Below are 16,675 nucleotides of genomic sequence, written 5' to 3' on the forward strand. Positions count from 1 at the left end.
CTCACCCGGAGGGGCGGGCGTCGTCATAGGGCGACACTCGCCCGGAGGACCGGAGCGTCGTCACATGGCGACGTGGGCGTGGACCCGGTCGAGGCGCAACGACGCCAGGTCCCGGCGGCGGATCAGCCAGCTGACGACGCCCAGGTCCAGTTCCCGGACCTCCTGCCCGCAGCGCCAAGTGGCCAGCAGCACCCAGTCGTCGGCGTCCTCCGCCTCCGGCTCGGCGTCCCGCACCAGCGACAGCGGATCGTCGTGGACGACGACCGGATGGCCGCCGAGCGCGAACGTCCACAGGGGCCATGAACCTCCCACGTGCGTCCAGGCGCTCTCCAGTTCCTCGGCGAGGACGTACTGCTCGTCGTCGGGGTCGTCCCACCTCGCCTCGGCGAAGCTCTCCGGGTCCGGCGGGGACAGGTGGTGCCACATCGTGCGCAGGTCCTGCGCCGGGAACGGCTCGTACCCGGTGTCGGTGCGACGAGCGGCTGTCGGTGTTCCGGCGGGGATGTGGCGCACGGCGTCGGGCACCTGGCCCTCGAATCCCAGGTCGGGCTCGGCGAAGAAGAGCAGCCGGCCGTCGGAGGGGAGGGGCAGCCCGGCGGCGCCCGTCGGGAGGAGCGCGCAGTCCACGGAGGCCACGAAGGGGAAGGACGGGTCCGGCGCACCGGCCGGCAGCAGCGGGTCGCCGCCGAGCCGGGCCGAGAGCGGCCCGTCACCGCCCTGCGTCCAGTACACGCCCGGCACGGTCCGCCGTATCCACTCCTCCACGTCGTCCGCCGGCAGCCCCCGCGATGTCGCCTCGGCGCGGAAACGGTTGACTCTGTCGGTGTTCCAGACGTCGATCACGGCGCCACCCTACAGAGGCCGCCCGGCCCCCGTGCAGGCCCCGCCCCGGGCTGCCCGGCTCCGGGCCGCCGGCCATCGGGTCGTCCGGCCCCCGTCCGGGGCGGCGTCACCAGGGCAGCGGACCCGCCTGGTCGAAGAAGCCGCCGCTGGGGCCGTCCGGACCCGCCTGCGCCGTGCGGACGATGATCTCGGCGCCCTCCTCGACCGGTTCGCGAAGCAGTTCCCGCGGATGCGGATCAACGCGGTGGAGCCGGGCTTCACCAGGACCGATCTGAACGGGAACACCGGGACCCGGACACGGCGCTCGTCGCCGACCTGCGCACGGCCGCCGAACGCTACCCGGACGACCGGCGGCTGTACCGGCTGATCGCCGACCTGCGCACGGGCAGCGAGCGGTTCGCGGCACTGCGGGACACCGGCGCCGCCGGCCGCCACGAGGCCTCCCGCAAGACGATCGACCATCCGCGGGTCGGCCCCGTGACGCTGGACTGCGACATCCTCACCGGGGCCGGCAGCGATCTGCGGCTCATGGTCTACACGGCCGAACCCGGCACCGAGGACGCCGAACGCCTCGCCCTCCTCACCGTCCTCGGCACCCAGGACCTGGCCCACCCGGCCGGTCGGGACGTCTGACCGGCTGAGACGGCGGTCATGGCGGCCGCTGGTGATCGGGGCGCCCGCCGCTGCGAGGTCAGAGCATCAGCAGCAGACGGGTGTTCGGTATGAGCTTCCGGTTCACACTCGTGCTCTGCACGAAGATGGTGAAGTCGTCGTTGTGGTCCGGCCGGACGCGGACCTCCACGTCGGGCAGGCCCAGCAGGGCCCGGGCCTCGGGCCCCGTGTAGACCCGGTCCGTCTTCTTCTCCAGCACCGCGATCTGCTTGCGCGCCTGGACCTTCTCCGACTTGCTCAGCTGGTAGTACGCGCCGCCGGTGCGGTAGGTGTGACCGCTCTCGACGACCCAGTCCCGGATCGCCGCGTCCCGGCTGACCGGGAGCAACTGGTACTCCGACGGGTCCACCGGGGCGAGGCCGGCCGCCTTGATGGTGTCCCTGTTGACCGCCTCCGCGCCCGTGGAGAACACCGCCCTCGACCCCCGGATGCCCTGGGTGCGGCCCACCATGAACTTCTCCGTGGCCTCCCGGATGACCTGCCCGGCCTCCTCCAGCCCCTGCGTGCTCGTGGCGTCCCAGACGGCGACGTTGTCCTTCGGGAAACCGCACTGCACGGCCTCGCGCCTGCCCACCTGGTCCGGCACGAGGACGGCCAGCGTCCAGTTGTCCCGCTGCGTCGCGATCATCTCGGCCACGGCGGCGACCAGCGCGCGCGGGTCCCTGGCGGGGGCGTCCGGGCAGCGGTGACTGGCGTTCTCCTGGCCGTCCGTCAGGACGAACGTCAGGAAGCTGTGGTCGCCGTACAGCTGGGCCGTCTGCGCCAGCTCACGCTGCGATTTCAGCGTGGCCGCCAGCAGGGCCGTCATCCCGCCGGTCCGGTACAGCTCCCGGAGCGACGGCATCCGCAGCACGTCCTTGTCGTAGACGACGCACTCCACCCGGTCCGCGAACACGTACACCGTGACCCGGGTCTCCTGGTCCAGCTCCCGCGACCGGCGGGCGAGATAGGCGATCTGCTCGTCGGCGACCTCGACGACCTTGCGGCTCAGATGTGACATGGACGCGCTGGCGTCCAGCACCAGGGCGACGTGATTGATGTAGTTCTGGCTCCCGGACATGGGATCCCCCCTCTTCCCGACTCGTTGCTCCCACCTTTGCACCCACCACTGACAATCGGCCCCGGCTCCCGGGCGCGGTGCGCTGCTCGGCCGCCGACGGGCCGGACGTGCCCCCGGTCGCCGTCTGTCCGGCCGTGTCCGCCGGTCGTCCCCGGTCCGGTCGCCACGGCCCGTCCCAGCCGCCCGGCATGCCCGCGAAAGCCTGCTCCCGTTCCCTCTCCACCGCCCGCCGCCTCTCCCACCCGGACCGTCTGCCGACCTGGGCTGGGACACATCTGAGCCACACACCTGAGCCCCTCACACGTGTGAGCCCCTGACACGCCGCCGGGGACGGCCGGAGCTTCCTCCGTCCGCCCCCTGGGGGAGACCACCGTGGATGGGTCAGACCGGCGGGCAGCCGAACCACCCGACCGTGCCCTTGTCGGCGTCGGTGGTGTAGCCGAGGCATCTGATGGTCCTGTGGTGCAGGGTCCTGGTGCGGTCGACCCCGCCGTCCAGGGTGTCACCCTTGTAGCGGGTCTGCACGAGGGTGTCGATCTCCACGGTGTACCAGCGTTTGTTGTGCGCCGGGATGTCGCAGTGACGGGCGGTCACGTTGCGGCTGGGGCCGTTGTCCCACATGTCCTGTTCGCCGCGGTCGCAGTGCGCGCCCGAGAAGGCGACGGCGGGGGAGGCGGCGACGCTGAGCAGGGCCGGCGCGGCTATGGCGAGCGTGGCGGCGACGCCCAGGAGACGCCGCACGGTCGGGTGCTTCTCGGTCAGGTTCATCGAAAGGTCCTTCCGCCGGGGGCGGCGACCGACCGGAGCGGTCGGGCCGTCTCTGCGTGATCGTCACACCGCCCCCGGTCTCCCGCCCGGTGGCCGGTGGCCGGTTCCCCCGCCCCGGTGACCCGCGTGCCGCCGATGCAGCAGGACCGGCGTCGGGCCCTCGGGGAGGGGGAGCGGGTGAGGACATGCCGGCGGGGGCGGCCGGAGTCGCACTCCGTCCGCCCCCGGCGGGTCTCCTCCGCGTCAGGCCTCCTCGACCAGGTACGCGACACCGTCGACGACGAACTCGCCGTACCGCAGGGCCGAACCGAACGGCCACGTACCGGATCTTCGAGGTGATCGTGCAGTCGCCCCGGTAGAACAGCTTGTCGATCCAGCCGTCGCAGCCGTCCGTCTTGCTGACGACCTGCGGGTCGCCGACCTTGGCCGTGATCTGATCGGCTGGATATGGTAGAAAACCGCCCATGGTCGCCGTGGCCGTCCGCCGCCGCCCACGGCCGGCGGGGGCGGCGCGGCCGGACCGCTGCTCACGCCCCCGTCAGCGAGTCGATGAGCGCCAGGGCGTCGTCCACCGAACCCGCCGGGTCCTGGAGCGGGTACAGCACGCCGCGCACCGTGCGGGACGCGTCGAGGACGAGCGTGAGGCGCTTGAGCCGGTCGACGCCCGCCGCCCGGAACGTGGGCAGCCGCAGCGATCCGGCCAGGTGCAGATCGGCGTCCGACAGCAGCGGAAACGCGATCCGCGCGTGCTCCGCGAACGCGGCCAGCTGGTCGGGGCGCTGAGTGCTGACCCCGTGCACGCGCGCGTCGCGTTCCGCGAAGTCGGCCATCCGGTCGCGGTACGTGCATGACTCCAGCGTGCAGCCGGGGGCGCCCGGGATCCGATCCCAGCCCGGCGGGTAGTCGTGCCCGCCGGGCGCGTAGGCGCCGGGGAAGCAGTACAGGACGGTCCAGGCCCGATCCGCGGCGACCGGGTCCACCGGTGCGCCGTGCGGGCCGACGAGTTCCAGTCCGGGAAGCCGCCGCCCCACCAGGGCGTGCACGCGCCGGGACTCGGCGGAGTCGGCCGTGCTGGTGGCCGAGAGGGCGCCGTCGCCCATCACATGCCGGGCGCCCCAGTCCTGGAGGGCGACGAGGACCGGCAGCAGGCCCCGCCCGGCCGGCGTCAGGTGGTACTCGTACCGGGCGGGCCGCGCGCTGTACAGGCGTCTCTCCAGTACACCGTCCGCCACCAGGGTCTTCAGACGCCCCGTCAGGACCTTGCGGCTGATGCCGAGTTCGCCCTGGAGTGCGTCGAACTGGTGCGTCCCGCCCGCGATGTCGCGGATGAGGAGCAGCGTCCACGGGTCGCCGACCACCGCCAGCGCCTGTGCGATCGCGCAGTCCGGGTCGTCGATCTCTGTGTACCGCATGATCCATGAGTATAGTCAGTTCCCTAAAGAGACTCACTCGGCGAGTTGCAACTGGGGGCGGGCATGACGACGGCCGTGCAGGGACGGGGAGACAAGGAGAGGCGGGCGGACGGCGCCGCGCACGCGGCGGCGTTCTGGCGGTACTGGGGCGCGTCCGCGGCGAGCGGGATCGGCGACGCGGTCACGGCGGTGGCCCTGCCGCTGCTCGCGGTCCTCGTGCTGCACGCCTCGGCGTTCGAGGTCAGCCTGATCACGGCCGCCTCCTACGCCGCCTGGCTCCTGATCGGCCTCCCGGCCGGGGTCCTCGTGCACCGTCTGCCGTTGCGCGGGACCCAGGTGGCGATGGATCTCACACGGGCCGTCGCCGTGGCCTCGGTGCCGGCGGCCGCCGCGCTCGGCGTCCTGCGTCTGCCACAGCTGATCGTCGTGGCGCTGGTGGTCGGACTCGCGTCCGTCGTCTTCGACGTCGGCAACTCGACCTTCCTGCCCTCCATCGTCACCAAGGAGGAACTCACCGCCCGCAACAGCCTCACCTCCGGCACGCATGCGGCGACCCAGCTCGGCGGCCCCTCCCTCGGCGGCGTCCTGGTCCAACTGCTCGGCGCGGCCGCGTCGATCGTGGTCGACGCGGTGAGCTATCTCGTCTCCGCCGCCCTCATGAGCAGCCTGCCGCAGGTCCCGCACCCCGCTCGGCAGGGCGCGCGGCGCGGCATGGCCGAGATGATCCGCGAGGGCTGGCGGTACGTCACCCGGCACCCAGTGATCGGTCCCTGCGCGGCGGACGCGACCGCCGTCAACTTCGTCTGCGGCGGCCTGATGGCGCTCACCCCGGTCTTCCTGGTCCGCACCCTCGACGCACCGCCCGCCCTGGTCGGCGTGCTCATCGCGGCCGACGGCCTCGGCACCCTGGTCGGCGCGGCGCTGACGCCCCGGATCGTGGCCCGCCTCGGCGGCGGTCGGGCGCTGCGCTGGGCCGCGGTGGTCTCCCCGTGCTTCGTCGCGCTGATGGCGCTGTCCGGCCACTGCGCGGGACTGGCGCTGTTCGCCCTGGGCAACGCCGGTTTCGGCGCCTCCGTGGTGGTCACGAGCATCGTGACCCGCACCTACCGGCAGACCGCCACGCCCCCGGAGCTGCTGCCGCGTGTGATGGCCACGGTCCGCTTCGTCTCCTGGGGCGCGATCCCCTTCGGTGCGCTGGCCGCGGGAGGCGCCGCCGCCCTGTGGAACGAGCGCGCCTCGTTCGTCCTCATGGCCGCGCTCTCCGTGGTCAGCCCGGCGGTCCTCCTGTTGAGCCCGGTGCGCCGCATGCGCGAACTGGCTTGAGTAGCACCCCGGTTCGGGGCGGGCGGCGGCTACCGTGGCGGGCATGGTCGAACACGATGCCCTCGGCGCCACCCGCGATGCCTACGACGCCGTCGCCGCCACCTACGCGCAGTTGTTCCGCGACTCGCTGCGCGACAGTCCCCTCGACCGTGCGATCCTGGGCGTCTTCGCCGAGGTCGTACGGGCGAGCGGCAACCGCGAGGTCGCGGACCTGGGGTGCGGTCCGGGTCATGTCACCGCGTACCTCGCCGAGGCGGGGCTGGAGGCCTTCGGCGTCGACGCCTCGCCCGCGATGATCGGGCTGGCCCGGCAGGACTTCCCGGGACTGCGCTTCGAGGTCGGCTCGATGGCCGCGCTGGACATCGCCGACGGGACGCTGGGGGGTGTCCTCTCGCGGTGGTCCGTCATCCACACCCCGCCGTGGGAAGTCCCCGCCGTTCTCGCCGAGTTCCACCGCGTACTGGCGCCCGGCGGCCACCTTGTGATCGGCTTCTGGGCGAGCGAGGGGCCGTCCCGTCCGACCCAGCGCTTCGACCACGCGGTCGCACCGGCCTACCGGTGGGCGCCCGACCATCTCGCCACGCTGCTGCGGGAGTCGGGGCTCACCGAGGTCGCCCGCACGGTGCGCGAGCCCGAACCCACCGACCGGCGCCAGTTCAAGGAGGTCCACCTCCTCGCCCGCAAGGCCGCGACGGCGACCACCTGATCGCGGTGATCGTCGGCCTGCCGGCCCATCCGACACGTCACACGTACCTCAGGTGTCTCACCTGCCTCAGTCACGTCACACGTGCCTGTCCTGGCGGGCGCTCCGGCCGTGGCCCGGCTCCGTCGGCCCCGCCAGCAGCAGCGCCGCCCACAGGGCCGCCTGGACGGCGAGCCCGAGCACGGTGCGCACCGCGGCCCCGGTGGCGACGGCGGAGGCCAGCAGACCGGTGGAGAGCACCAGGAAGACGAGATAGGCCAACTGGGCTGAGCGCAGGACCGCGCCCGTCCAGACGGACGAGCGCGAGGCCCGCTGTTCCGGACGCGGTGTCATGACACCGCCCGGACGATCATCCATGTCACCATCCCGAGGAAGCACACCCCGACCAGCCGCGTCATCAGGTAGCCGCGGGCGGTGGGTTCGGTCGCGTCGTAGTCCTTGACGAACGGCCGTTGCAGCGGCCGGTTCATCTTCCACAGCAGCTGCGGTCTGAGCACCTGCACCAGACCCATGGCCGCCATCAGACACAGCAGAACAACGAACACGCGACGTCCCCTCCCGTGCTACCCCCTACCGGACCTCCGCCCGGCCGGCTGAACCCGTGGTGCCGTACGGGTGCCCCGGCGGACGCGCCGGACACACGCCCGCGGGACTCTGTGCCTGCGGCCGGGTCGGCGTGTTCATCGGGAACGAGGCGACCTCGAGGTGTCCCGGCCACCTTTGCCGGCCGGGAACGGGCGCCACCGCTGACGCGCAGCCGGCCCCCGCGTCCCGGTGACGCAGGCAGGTGACGCAGTCGGCGGAGGGGGCGGGGTGGTCCCCCGCGGAAGGGCGACCTTGACCCCGCCGCCACGCGATGACCGTACCGAACCGGGAAGGGAGGGGACGCCGCGGCGTCCGTCGTCGCTACGCCCTGCTGTCCGTCGCCGTGTCGGCGGAGAGGCGCTGGGCGAGGTGGATCGGCAGGACGGACAGCAGGACGAGGACCGCCGCGACCACGTTGACCACCGGGGCCTGCTGCGGGCGGGTCATGTTGCCGAAGATCCACACGGGCAGGGTCTCCACCCCCGGCCCGGCGGTGAACGTGGTCACCACGATCTCGTCGAAGGACAGGGCGAAGGCCAGCAGCCCGCCCGCGAACAGCGCCGAGCGCACCAGCGGGAAGGTGATGTCGGCGAAGACGCGGAAGGTGTCGGCGCCGAGGTCCATCGCCGCCTCCTCGTAGGAGGGCGAGGTGCGGCGCAGCCGGGCGACGACGTTGTTGAAGACCACGACGACGCAGAACGTGGCGTGGCCGACGATGACCGTGAACAGGCCGAGCCCGACCCCGAGCGGCTCCAGCACGGTGGAGAACGCCGAGTTGAGGGCGATGCCCGTGACGATGCCGGGCAGCGCGATGGGCAGGACCACCACGAAGGAGATCGCCCCGCGGCCGAAGAAGCGGTGCCGGGCGACCGCGAACGCGGTGAGCGTGCCGAGCAGCAGGGCGATCGCCGTGGCGCCGAGCCCGGCCTTCACCGACGTCCACAGCGCCGCCCGGGCACCGGAGTTCTCCCAGGCCACCGACCACCAGTGCAGGGTCAGACCGGACGGTGGCCAGCTGGCGCTGCGGTCCGGGTTGAGGGAGTTGACGAGGACCAGCAGGAGCGGGACGTAGATCACCGCGAAGCCGAGGGCGGCGGCGGTGCGCAGTGCGATGCGCGCGCCGCGGGTGAGCCGCATGGCGTGGAACACCCCCTGGGGACTCGGTGGAGTGGATGCTGCGGAGTGGACAGGGACCGGATCGGAGCCTTCGGCGTGGCGGCTCAGAGACTGCTGAGGGCGCCGGTACGGCGGATCGCCAGCAGGTAGAGCACGATGACGACGACCGGAACCGTGCCGAGGGCCGCGGCCATGGGCAGGTTCAGCTCAATGTCCGAGTAGACGAGGTTGCCGATCAACTGGGTCTTGCCGCCGACGATCTGCACGGTGATGTAGTCGCCGAGGCTGAGCGAGAAGGTGAAGACCGAGCCCGCGGCGAGGGACGGCAGCACCAGCGGCAGGACGACCGACCGGAAGGTGCGGCCCGGTCGCGCGCCGAGATCGGCCGACGCGTCCAGCAGCCCGCTGGGCACCTGCCGCAGCGCCGTGTGCAGGGGCAGGACCATGTACGGCAGCCACAGATAGGTCAGGGTGAGGACGGTCGCGGGCAGTCCGAACCCCGGACCGCTGAGCCCGAAGGGTCTCAACATCCAGTCGGCGAGCCCGCCCTGGGACAGGATCAGCCGCCAGGCGTACACCTTGACGAGGTAACTCGCCCACAGTGGCGTGAGGATGGCCACCACCAGCAGCGGGCGCCACCGGGGCCGGGCCACGCGCGCGGTGTAGAACGCCAGCGGGAAGGCGATCACCGCGCACAGCACGGTCACCGTCAGGGCCACGCCGACGCTGCGCACGATCACCTGGCGGTAGACGGGAGTGGTCACCAGCGCGTGGAAGTTGTCGGTCGACCACACCCGCACGACCGCCGAGGTGAAGGAGTCCGTCGTCCAGAACGCGGAGACGAACAGCACGCCCAGCGAACCGAGGTAGAGCACGGCCAGCCACAGCAGCGGGGCGGTCAGCAGCAGGGCGAGCCGGAGTCGGGGGCGGCGGTGCAGCGCCCCGGCCGCGCGGCGCAGCGGTCCCGGCGACCCGCGTCCGGCCCGGGCGGCGGCCTGTGCGGTGGCGGTCACGGCTCAGCCCTTGATCTCGGTCCAGGCCTGCACCCACTTCGCGTACGGGACGCACTTCACGTCCTCGCGGCCGTCCAGGCACTGCTCGATGGGTGTGTTCCAGAACGCGATGCGCTTCCAGTAGGCGGTGTCGGCGGCGTGGTAGGTGGCGCAGAAGTTCTTGTCGGCGGTCTGCGCGCAGGCCTTCGCGTTGGCGGGGGCCTCGCCGAAGTACTCGGCCACCTGGGCGTTGACCTTCGGCGAGAGGATCCAGTCGAGCCATTCGTAGGCGCAGTCGGGATGCTTGGCCTTGGCCGAGACCATCCAGGTGTCGGACCAGCCGGTCGAACCCTCCTTCGGCACCGACGCCTTGACCCGGGCGCCCTCCGAGGCGGCGAGGTTGGCGATCACCTGCCAGGTGGTGCCGATCACGGAGTCGCCGCTCTTGAAGGCGGAGACCTCCTTCAGATAGTCGCTCCAGTACTCGCCCACGGACGCGTTCTGCTTCTTCAGCAGGGCCACGGCGGCGTCGAACTGCTTCTGGTCGAGCGCGTACGGGTCCTTGATCCCCAACTGGGGTCTGGTGGCCTTCAGATACAGGGCCGCGTCGGCGATGTAGATCGGCGAGTCGTACGCGGTGACGTGCCCCTTGTACGCGGACGCCCCGTCGAAGACGGCGGACCAGGAGGTGGGCGCCGGTTTCACCTTCTCGGTGTTGTACATCAGCAGGTTGGCGCCCCGGCCGTGCGGAACGCCGTACGCGGTGCCCTTGACCGAGTTCCAGGGCTGCATCTTCAAGTCGGGGAAGACATCGCGGTAGTTGGGGACGAGGTCCGTGTTGACCGGGGCGGCGTCACCGGAGGCGATCAGGCGCAGGGAGGCGTCGCCGGAGGCCGACACGGCGTCGTAGTCACCGGTCTTCATCAGCTTGACCATCTCGTCGGAGCTGGCCGCGACCTTGGACCGCACCTGGCAGCCGGTGCGCTGTTCGAAGCCGCTGACCCAGTCGGCCTTGGGATCGTCGGAGCCGTCCTCCACGTATCCCGCCCAGGCGATCAGGTTCACCTGCCCCTCGCCCGCGCCGAGTCGGGTCGGTGCCTTGAGGTCGGGCGGGTTGAGTCCGCCGGCCGGGGCGCCGCCCCCGTGGGTGGAGCCGCAGGCGGCGGCGGTCAGCAGCAGCGCGGCGGTGGCCGCCGCTCGGAGGGTTCGGGTGAGGCGCACGTCGTGACTCCCAACGGTACGGGGGCGGTTCAGCGGGCGTCGGGGACCTGGGTGGTGCCGGGGGACTCGGCGGGACCGGGACGATCGGGGGCGCGGGGGGGCTCGGCGGGACCGGGGGCGTCCGCGCCGCCGTGGCGGTAGGCGGTTTCCTCGGGGATCGGGACGGTGTGGCGGCGGTGCCAGGCCAGGCGGACCCGGGCGCCGCGGTAGGCGGCCACGTCCTCGGCGGAGGTCTCCAGGTTCTGCTGGAGGGCGGTGAGACGGCCCCCGGCGTCAAGGTCCACCAGGAAGCGGGTGGCGTCGCCCCGGTAGACCACCTCGGTGACCGTGCCGGTGGCGGAGACGACCCCGGGCTCGTCGGCGCGGGCGGACTCCTCCAGGACGCGGATCTTCTCCGGCCGCACACTGTGGGTGCCGCCCGTTCCCAGGACGCGCCGGGCCGTCTCTCCCCGCAGCAGATTGGAGGTGCCGACGAAGGAGGCCACGAAGGGGGTGGCCGGCCGTTCGTAGATCTCGGCGGGGGTGCCGACCTGTTCGAGGCGGCCCTGGTGGAAGACGGCGACGCGGTCGCTCATCGTCAGGGCCTCCTCCTGGTCGTGGGTGACGAATACGAACGTGATGCCCACCTCGCGCTGGAGCGCCTTGAGTTCCAGCTGCATCTGCTCGCGCAGCTTGAGGTCGAGCGCGCCGAGCGGTTCGTCGAGCAGCAGCACGCGGGGGCGGCCCACGAGTGCCCGGGCGAGCGCGACCCGCTGACGCTGGCCGCCGGAGAGCTGGGCGGGGCGCCGCGCTCCGTAGCCGTCGAGGCGTACGCCGGCGAGCGCCTCCCGGGCGCGGGCCAGTCGCTCGGCCCGCGGCACCTTGCGTACCTTCAGCGCGTAGGCGACGTTCTGCTCGACCGTCATGTGCGGGAAGAGGGCGTAGTCCTGGAAGACGGTGTGCACGTCCCGCTCGAACGGCGCGAGTCCGGTGACCTCCTGGCCGGCGAGTTCGATCCGCCCCGCGGTGGGCGTCTCGAAGCCCGCGATCAGGCGCAGCACCGTGGTCTTGCCCGACCCGGACGGGCCGAGCATGGAGAAGAACTCCCCGTCCCGGATCTCCAGGTCGACGCCGGCCACGGCGACCGTCTCCGAGAACGTCTTGCGCAGACCCTGTAACCGGACCGCCATTCCCTCCATACGGGAACCCTTCTGACGCGCAGGGACGTTGAACGAAAACCTATGAAGTCATAGTTCAAAGCTCAAGACCGCCTCCGGGCAAAGCTTGGGTCAACTGGCGGGGTGAGGCCGTGAAACGACGACATACCGGGAGTGAGGCCGTGACCATGGACGGCGGTCGCGGTAAGGGCGACACGGGCGACACGGACGGCATACGCGCCGGCGCGCGCGGGGCGGTGTTCGCGCCGGTGGAGCGCCGGGCGCGGGTGGACACGGTGGTCCGCAGGATCGGCGACGCCATCGAACTCGGCCTGCTCGCCGACGGGGAGCAGCTGCCCGGGGAGAGCGAACTGGCCGGACGGCTCGGCGTCTCCACCGTGACGCTGCGGGAGGCGCTGATGGCGCTGCGACAGCAGGGCCTGGTCACCACCCGGCGGGGCCGCGGCGGCGGCAGCTTCGTCTCCCGGCCCCGGCCACCCGCCGAGGACCGGCTGCTCGGCCGGCTCCGGGACTGGAGCAGCACGGAACTGCGCGACCTCGGCGACCACTGGGCCGCGCTGTCGGGAACGGCGGCCCGGCTCGCCGCGGACCGCACGGAACCGCACGACCTGAGCCGCCTCCGCCTGACCGCCGAGGAACTGGCGGACGCCGGGGACGCGGCGGCGTGCGGCCGGATCCACGGGCGGTTCCATGTGGAGCTGGCGGCCGCCGCGCAGTCCGCCCGGCTCACGCGGGCGCAGATCGCCCTGCAGACCGAGGTCGGGGCGTTGCTGTGTCTCGTGCTCGGCGACGGCGCATATCGTGAAGAAGTCGCGGACCGGCACCGCGCCGTGGTCCGCGCCGTGCAGGATGGGGCCCCCGAACCGGCCCGAACGCTGGCCGAGCGGTGCGTCGAGGAGTCGGCGGGACGGCTCGCCGCCCTGCGGCTGACCCTCTAGGGTCGTTCGTTCGGATCAGGCCGGACCGGGGAGCGGGGTCCGGTGAGGCTGGCGCCTTCCACGCCGTCCAGGCAGTGGGGGAGCGTCGCGAGGCGGAGGAGGGCGTCATGGCGGAGCCGTGGCGACCGACGACGACGCCGCGTGGGGGTCCCCTGCTCGCAGAGCTTGGGGGAACGGCACCAGACCCCACGAGCCCGGCGAGATCCAAACGGAAGACCCTGGCCGCGGCGCCCCGCCGACCGGGCCCCCGTCCGCTGGAGGGCGCCATGGACCCGAGCCCGGCACTCGTCACCCCGCCGGCGGCCGCAGCCGGCCCCCCGCCCGCGGCCCGGGCCGCCGAGCCGGTGGTGGAACAGGGGGCCGAACAAGTGGCCGAGCAGGTGGGCCGCGTGCTGGAGGCCGTGTTCGAGACGGCGGCCGAGATCCGCTCCGACACGGCGGTGCTGCTGGACCGGGCGCGGGCCGAAGGACGGCGGCCCGTCAGCGCCGACCTCGCCGCGCTGCGGCCCGGACTGCATCGGCGGCTGGCCCGGCAGGAGTTGGTGTCGGGCGTCGGTTTCATCGCGGCACCGGGACTGCTGGACGACGTCCCGGCGTGGCTGGAGTGGTGGCAGCGCACCGCCCCCGGGGAGGTCCGGCCGCTGCTGCCCGACCTCGACCCGGGCCGGTCGGCGTACGCGGACTACACGCACTGGGACTGGTTCGCGCTCCCCCGGGACACCGGCCGCCGCGCCGTGGCGGGCCCCTACGTCGACTACCTGTGCTCCGACCAGTACAGCCTCACGCTCGCCGTGCCGGTGGCGGCGGCCGACGGCTTCGCGGGGGTGGCCGCGGCCGACGTGTACCTGCGGGACTTCGAGACGGCCGTACTGCCCCTGCTGCGCCGGCTGCCCGCGCCGGCGCACCTGGTCAACGCCCGGGGCCGGGTGGCCGCCTCCGCCGATCCGGCGCACCTGGCCGGAACCCTCACCCGGGGACCGGACTTCGCCGCCGTGCTGGAACGGGCGCGACCCGCCGGGCCGGACCCGGTGCGGCTCCTGCCGTGCGCGGGGGTGCCGCTGGTGCTGGTCGTGGGCGGGGCGTGAGGGGCGGGGAGCCCCGGCCCGTACGTGAGGGGGAGCCCTGGCCCGTACGTGAGGGGGAGCCCTGGCCCGTACGTGAGGGGCAGGGGCGGTGACTCGTAAGGGGAGGCGTGCGCGGCCGCGCGTACGGGAGGGGCGTGCGTCCTGGCCGGGGAACGTGCACCCGAGCAGGGGCGAGGGTGCGTCGGGCGGCCCGTGTGAGAGGACGGGCACGGCGGTCTCGCCTTCGCGCCCCCTGCTCGGCCGCTCTTCCGCGTGGCGCGGCACCCGCAACACCGGTCATACGGTGACATAAGCTCTGCGACCGCGGCGAGGTGAACCTCGTCGGCTCGGCCTGGGCGGTCCCGGCCGGTCCGGCCGGTTCTCGACGCCCGCCGCGCCACTCCCCGTTCCGACACCCGTCCGTGCGACGCGCACAGAACGGAGCCAGCGTGGAAACAGCGGGTCCTCGGCACGGCTCCGTGGACCGCCGGACCGGTGAGCGGACGGGCGAGCAGGCCGTGCCTTCGCGGGTCAGCGCCAGGGCCCCGCGACCCCGGGGCGGCGAGGGGCCCCCGCGCCTTGGGGCCGGCGTCCGGCGGCGTACCGGAGTCGCGGCCGCCGTCCGTCTGCTGGACCCCAAGGAAGCGGTCGCGCTGCCGTTCGTCGCCCTCGTGGCCGTCCTCGCCGTGAGCCGTCCCGCCGCAGTGACGCACCCGGACTCCCGCGCCGCGCTCGCCCTCTCCGCGGCGCTGGTCGTCGTGTGGTGGGGTCTGGCGGCCCGGCTGCCGGCGTGGCACGCACCGCGGCCGCACCGGTGGCGGCGGGTCCGCGACCTGATCGCGGTGCTGTCCTGCCTCGCCGTCTACCCGAGCCTGCGCTGGGCGGTGCCCCTGGTGCATCCGGGGCACTGCGACCACCTGCTGGCGGCGGCCGACCGGTGGCTGTTCGCCGGCCACGACCCATTGCCCGTGCTCGACCGCCTGGTCGATCCGGTCACGACGGCCGTGATGGCGCTGGCGTACGCCTGCGAGTGGGCGCCGCTGCTCGCTCTGGGCGGATTCCTGTGGCTGCGCGGACGGGACCGCGAGTGGTCGGACCTGCTGCTGGGGCTGGTGATCGTCCAGTGCCTGGGATACGCCGGGTACTTCTCGCTGCCCGCGGTCGGCCCGTGGCACGGGCTGGCCGGCCGGTTCACCGTCCCGCTGGGCGACGTCCTCGGGATCAGGCGCTACTACCTGGACCACAGCACCGGAGTCGACGCCTTTCCGAGCCTGCACGTCGCGACCATCGTCCTGATCGCCCTCTTCGCCTGGCGGGACTGCCGCGGACTCTTCTGGCTGACCTCCCCCCTGCTGGTCGTCATCCCGGCGTCCACGCTGTACCTGCGGTGGCACTACGTGACGGATCTGGTCGCCGGGGCGGCGGTCGCCGTGCTCGCGCGGGCGTGCGCGCCGCGCGTCAACCGGGCCTGGGACGCGGCGCACCGCGCGGTTCCGCCGCCGCGCCGGTCACGGAACGGGCGGGACCGCACCCGGAACCGCCACCGGACCATCGGTCCGGCTCCCGAAACCCCACCCTGGGCGACGCGGAGATCGAGGCGGCGCGGGAGACCGGTCAGACGCTGCGCTCCTTGAACGTGCCGGAAGCGGAGCGCCCGGCCGGCCCCGGGATGCGGGACCGGGCCCTGTCCCAGACCGGGCCGGCCCTGCGCGCCCTGCTCAGCCGGCTGGCCCTGCTCGCCGGCGCGCCCTGCCGTCCGCCCGTGCCCGCCGCCCACGACGGCCTACGACGCCCTCACCGGGGCACGCGCCCGCCCGGCGGCCCGCCCGGCCGCACCGCCCACGAACCCGTCCGCGCCCACCGCCCCGCACCGCCCGCCCGTCGGCGCACCCGAGCCCGTGCCGCGTCTCCCGTCCTGCGCGAGCGGCTTGCCGGAGACCCCGCGCTGCCGCCCGGGCTGCTGCGCTCGCGCGCGCTGAGCGGCGGAACCGTCATCGGCCTGCTGTTCGACTTCGGCTTCTACGGCATGGTGTTCACCGCCAGCGTGGACTTCCAGCGCCGCCGCGGCCTGAGCGCGCTGGAGACCGGGGCGGCGCTGTTCCCGGCGGTCGCGATGACCATGTTCGCCTCCGCCCTGTCCGGGCGGCTGTCCCGCCGCACCGGCGACCGTCCGCTGGTGGTCTGCGGCATGCTGCTGGCCGCGCTGGGACTGGCCGGCTGGGCCCCCGCCGGTCCCGATGCCGTCTATCCGCTGCTGGTCGCGCCGATGATGGCCGCGGGGTTCGGCGCCTCCTTCGCCCTGACCGGTGCCACCGCCACGGTGATGGGAGCCGCGCCGCCGGGGCGTCCGGGGGTCGCCTCCGCCCTCTTCAACACCGCCCGTCAGATCGGCAGCGCGACCGGGGTGGCGCTCGGCGGCAGCCTGCTCGCCACGGCCGCCGGACCGGGCGGGTTGCGCACCGGCATGGCCGCCGGCGCGCTCGCCTGCCTCATCGCCGCCGCCCTGGCGTGGCGGTGCGTACCGGCGAAGACGAGGGAGCCGTAGGAGTGTGTCCGCCGGTCCGGGCAAGGCCCGTCACGTGTGCCCCGCGTCCCGGGCCGCGGCGGCGCCCGCCGGCCCGGCGGCGGCCAGCGCCCCGGCCGTCGCCGCGTCGGCCGGAAGAAACGCCTCCAGTACGTGGCGGCCGGCGCCCGGCACATCGTCGTCCGTCAGCCGGCCTGGACCTGCGCACCCAGCGCGACCAGCTCGAACGGGCCGCGGACCTGATCCCCGCCGTCCGGGCCGCGGCGGCACACACGCGTGGCCGGAAGGCTCACGAAC

16 protein-coding genes and 3 pseudogenes are annotated in these 16,675 nt (G+C 73.5%); 8 read left to right on the forward strand and 11 right to left on the reverse strand.

Going from position 1 to position 16,675, the window contains the following annotated elements; genetic code table 11:
• Window positions 1-60 precede the first annotated feature (60 nt).
• Complete coding sequence (locus tag AB0N63_RS19500) at window positions 61-843, reverse strand: DUF1963 domain-containing protein (protein WP_365530232.1); 783 nt, start codon at window positions 841-843, stop codon at window positions 61-63.
• A gap of 106 nt (window positions 844-949) precedes the next feature.
• A pseudogene (locus AB0N63_RS19505) lies at window positions 950-1,054 on the reverse strand (short-chain dehydrogenase); the annotation flags it as partial.
• On the opposite strand from AB0N63_RS19505, the pseudogene AB0N63_RS19510 reads away from it, so the two are divergent.
• Window positions 1,049-1,141: pseudogene (locus AB0N63_RS19510) on the forward strand (short-chain dehydrogenase); the annotation flags it as partial. The pseudogenes AB0N63_RS19505 and AB0N63_RS19510 sit on opposite strands and share 6 nt — an antisense overlap.
• Window positions 1,129-1,476, forward strand: a pseudogene (locus tag AB0N63_RS19515) (transcriptional regulator); the annotation flags it as partial. The pseudogenes AB0N63_RS19510 and AB0N63_RS19515, both read left to right, overlap by 13 nt.
• Before the next feature lie 58 nt (window positions 1,477-1,534).
• On the opposite strand, the gene AB0N63_RS19520 reads toward AB0N63_RS19515, so the two are convergent.
• The 3 genes from AB0N63_RS19520 to AB0N63_RS19530 all read right to left on the reverse strand — a co-directional run bounded on the left by AB0N63_RS19520 (window position 1,535) and on the right by AB0N63_RS19530 (window position 4,755).
• Complete coding sequence (locus AB0N63_RS19520) at window positions 1,535-2,575, reverse strand: vWA domain-containing protein (RefSeq protein WP_365530233.1); 1,041 nt, start codon at window positions 2,573-2,575, stop codon at window positions 1,535-1,537.
• A gap of 381 nt (window positions 2,576-2,956) precedes the next feature.
• Entirely contained in the window at window positions 2,957-3,343 is a 387-nt protein-coding gene (locus tag AB0N63_RS19525) for a hypothetical protein (protein WP_365530234.1), read from the reverse strand.
• 527 nt (window positions 3,344-3,870) lie between these two features.
• Window positions 3,871-4,755 carry a winged helix-turn-helix transcriptional regulator gene (locus AB0N63_RS19530; RefSeq protein WP_365530235.1) on the reverse strand — a complete coding sequence of 295 codons (885 nt, stop codon included), beginning with the start codon at window positions 4,753-4,755 and terminating at the stop codon, window positions 3,871-3,873.
• A gap of 63 nt (window positions 4,756-4,818) precedes the next feature.
• Between AB0N63_RS19530 and AB0N63_RS19535 the strand changes: the two genes are divergently transcribed.
• Together AB0N63_RS19535 and AB0N63_RS19540 are read left to right on the forward strand one after the other, a co-directional pair.
• Complete coding sequence (locus AB0N63_RS19535) at window positions 4,819-6,078, forward strand: MFS transporter (protein ID WP_365530236.1); 1,260 nt, start codon at window positions 4,819-4,821, stop codon at window positions 6,076-6,078.
• Window positions 6,079-6,121: 43 nt separating this feature from the next.
• On the forward strand, window positions 6,122-6,784 hold the full coding sequence (locus AB0N63_RS19540; protein WP_365530237.1) for a class I SAM-dependent methyltransferase: 663 nt from the start codon (window positions 6,122-6,124) through the stop codon (window positions 6,782-6,784).
• A 75-nt stretch (window positions 6,785-6,859) separates the two neighbouring features.
• Here AB0N63_RS19540 and AB0N63_RS19545 read toward each other — a convergent pair whose 3' ends face one another.
• The 6 genes from AB0N63_RS19545 to AB0N63_RS19570 all read right to left on the reverse strand — a co-directional run bounded on the left by AB0N63_RS19545 (window position 6,860) and on the right by AB0N63_RS19570 (window position 11,873).
• Window positions 6,860-7,114, reverse strand: a complete 255-nt coding sequence (locus AB0N63_RS19545) for a hypothetical protein (protein ID WP_365530238.1) — start codon at window positions 7,112-7,114, stop codon at window positions 6,860-6,862.
• Window positions 7,111-7,326: a DUF6199 family natural product biosynthesis protein gene (locus AB0N63_RS19550; protein ID WP_365530239.1), complete on the reverse strand. Its 216-nt coding sequence runs from the start codon at window positions 7,324-7,326 to the stop codon at window positions 7,111-7,113. Before AB0N63_RS19550 ends, AB0N63_RS19545 begins: the two co-directional genes overlap by 4 nt.
• A 361-nt stretch (window positions 7,327-7,687) precedes the next feature.
• Window positions 7,688-8,503: an ABC transporter permease gene (locus AB0N63_RS19555; protein ID WP_365530240.1), complete on the reverse strand. Its 816-nt coding sequence runs from the start codon at window positions 8,501-8,503 to the stop codon at window positions 7,688-7,690.
• A gap of 83 nt (window positions 8,504-8,586) precedes the next feature.
• Window positions 8,587-9,441 carry an ABC transporter permease gene (locus tag AB0N63_RS19560; protein ID WP_365530343.1) on the reverse strand — a complete coding sequence of 285 codons (855 nt, stop codon included), beginning with the start codon at window positions 9,439-9,441 and terminating at the stop codon, window positions 8,587-8,589.
• A 57-nt stretch (window positions 9,442-9,498) separates the two neighbouring features.
• Window positions 9,499-10,695, reverse strand: a complete 1,197-nt coding sequence (locus AB0N63_RS19565) for an ABC transporter substrate-binding protein (RefSeq protein WP_365530241.1) — start codon at window positions 10,693-10,695, stop codon at window positions 9,499-9,501.
• Window positions 10,696-10,724: 29 nt separating this feature from the next.
• The gene (locus AB0N63_RS19570; RefSeq protein WP_365530242.1) at window positions 10,725-11,873 is read right to left on the reverse strand and encodes an ABC transporter ATP-binding protein; all 1,149 of its coding nucleotides are present in this window, start codon (window positions 11,871-11,873) and stop codon (window positions 10,725-10,727) included.
• A gap of 146 nt (window positions 11,874-12,019) precedes the next feature.
• Between AB0N63_RS19570 and AB0N63_RS19575 the strand changes: the two genes are divergently transcribed.
• The 4 genes from AB0N63_RS19575 (at window position 12,020) to AB0N63_RS19590 (ending at window position 16,399) form a co-directional block, all read left to right on the forward strand.
• Entirely contained in the window at window positions 12,020-12,790 is a 771-nt protein-coding gene (locus tag AB0N63_RS19575; RefSeq protein ID WP_365530344.1) for an FCD domain-containing protein, read from the forward strand.
• A gap of 266 nt (window positions 12,791-13,056) precedes the next feature.
• Complete coding sequence (locus AB0N63_RS19580) at window positions 13,057-13,875, forward strand: cache domain-containing protein (RefSeq protein WP_365530243.1); 819 nt, start codon at window positions 13,057-13,059, stop codon at window positions 13,873-13,875.
• A gap of 428 nt (window positions 13,876-14,303) precedes the next feature.
• The gene (locus tag AB0N63_RS19585; protein ID WP_365530244.1) at window positions 14,304-15,488 is read left to right on the forward strand and encodes a phosphatase PAP2 family protein; all 1,185 of its coding nucleotides are present in this window, start codon (window positions 14,304-14,306) and stop codon (window positions 15,486-15,488) included.
• A gap of 2 nt (window positions 15,489-15,490) precedes the next feature.
• Window positions 15,491-16,399 carry an MFS transporter gene (locus AB0N63_RS19590; RefSeq protein WP_365530345.1) on the forward strand — a complete coding sequence of 303 codons (909 nt, stop codon included), beginning with the start codon at window positions 15,491-15,493 and terminating at the stop codon, window positions 16,397-16,399.
• Window positions 16,400-16,675 lie beyond the last annotated feature (276 nt).

Source organism: Streptomyces sp. NPDC093260 (genome assembly GCF_040683715.1).
GTDB classification, from domain to species: Bacteria; Actinomycetota; Actinomycetes; order Streptomycetales; family Streptomycetaceae; genus Streptomyces; species Streptomyces sennicomposti.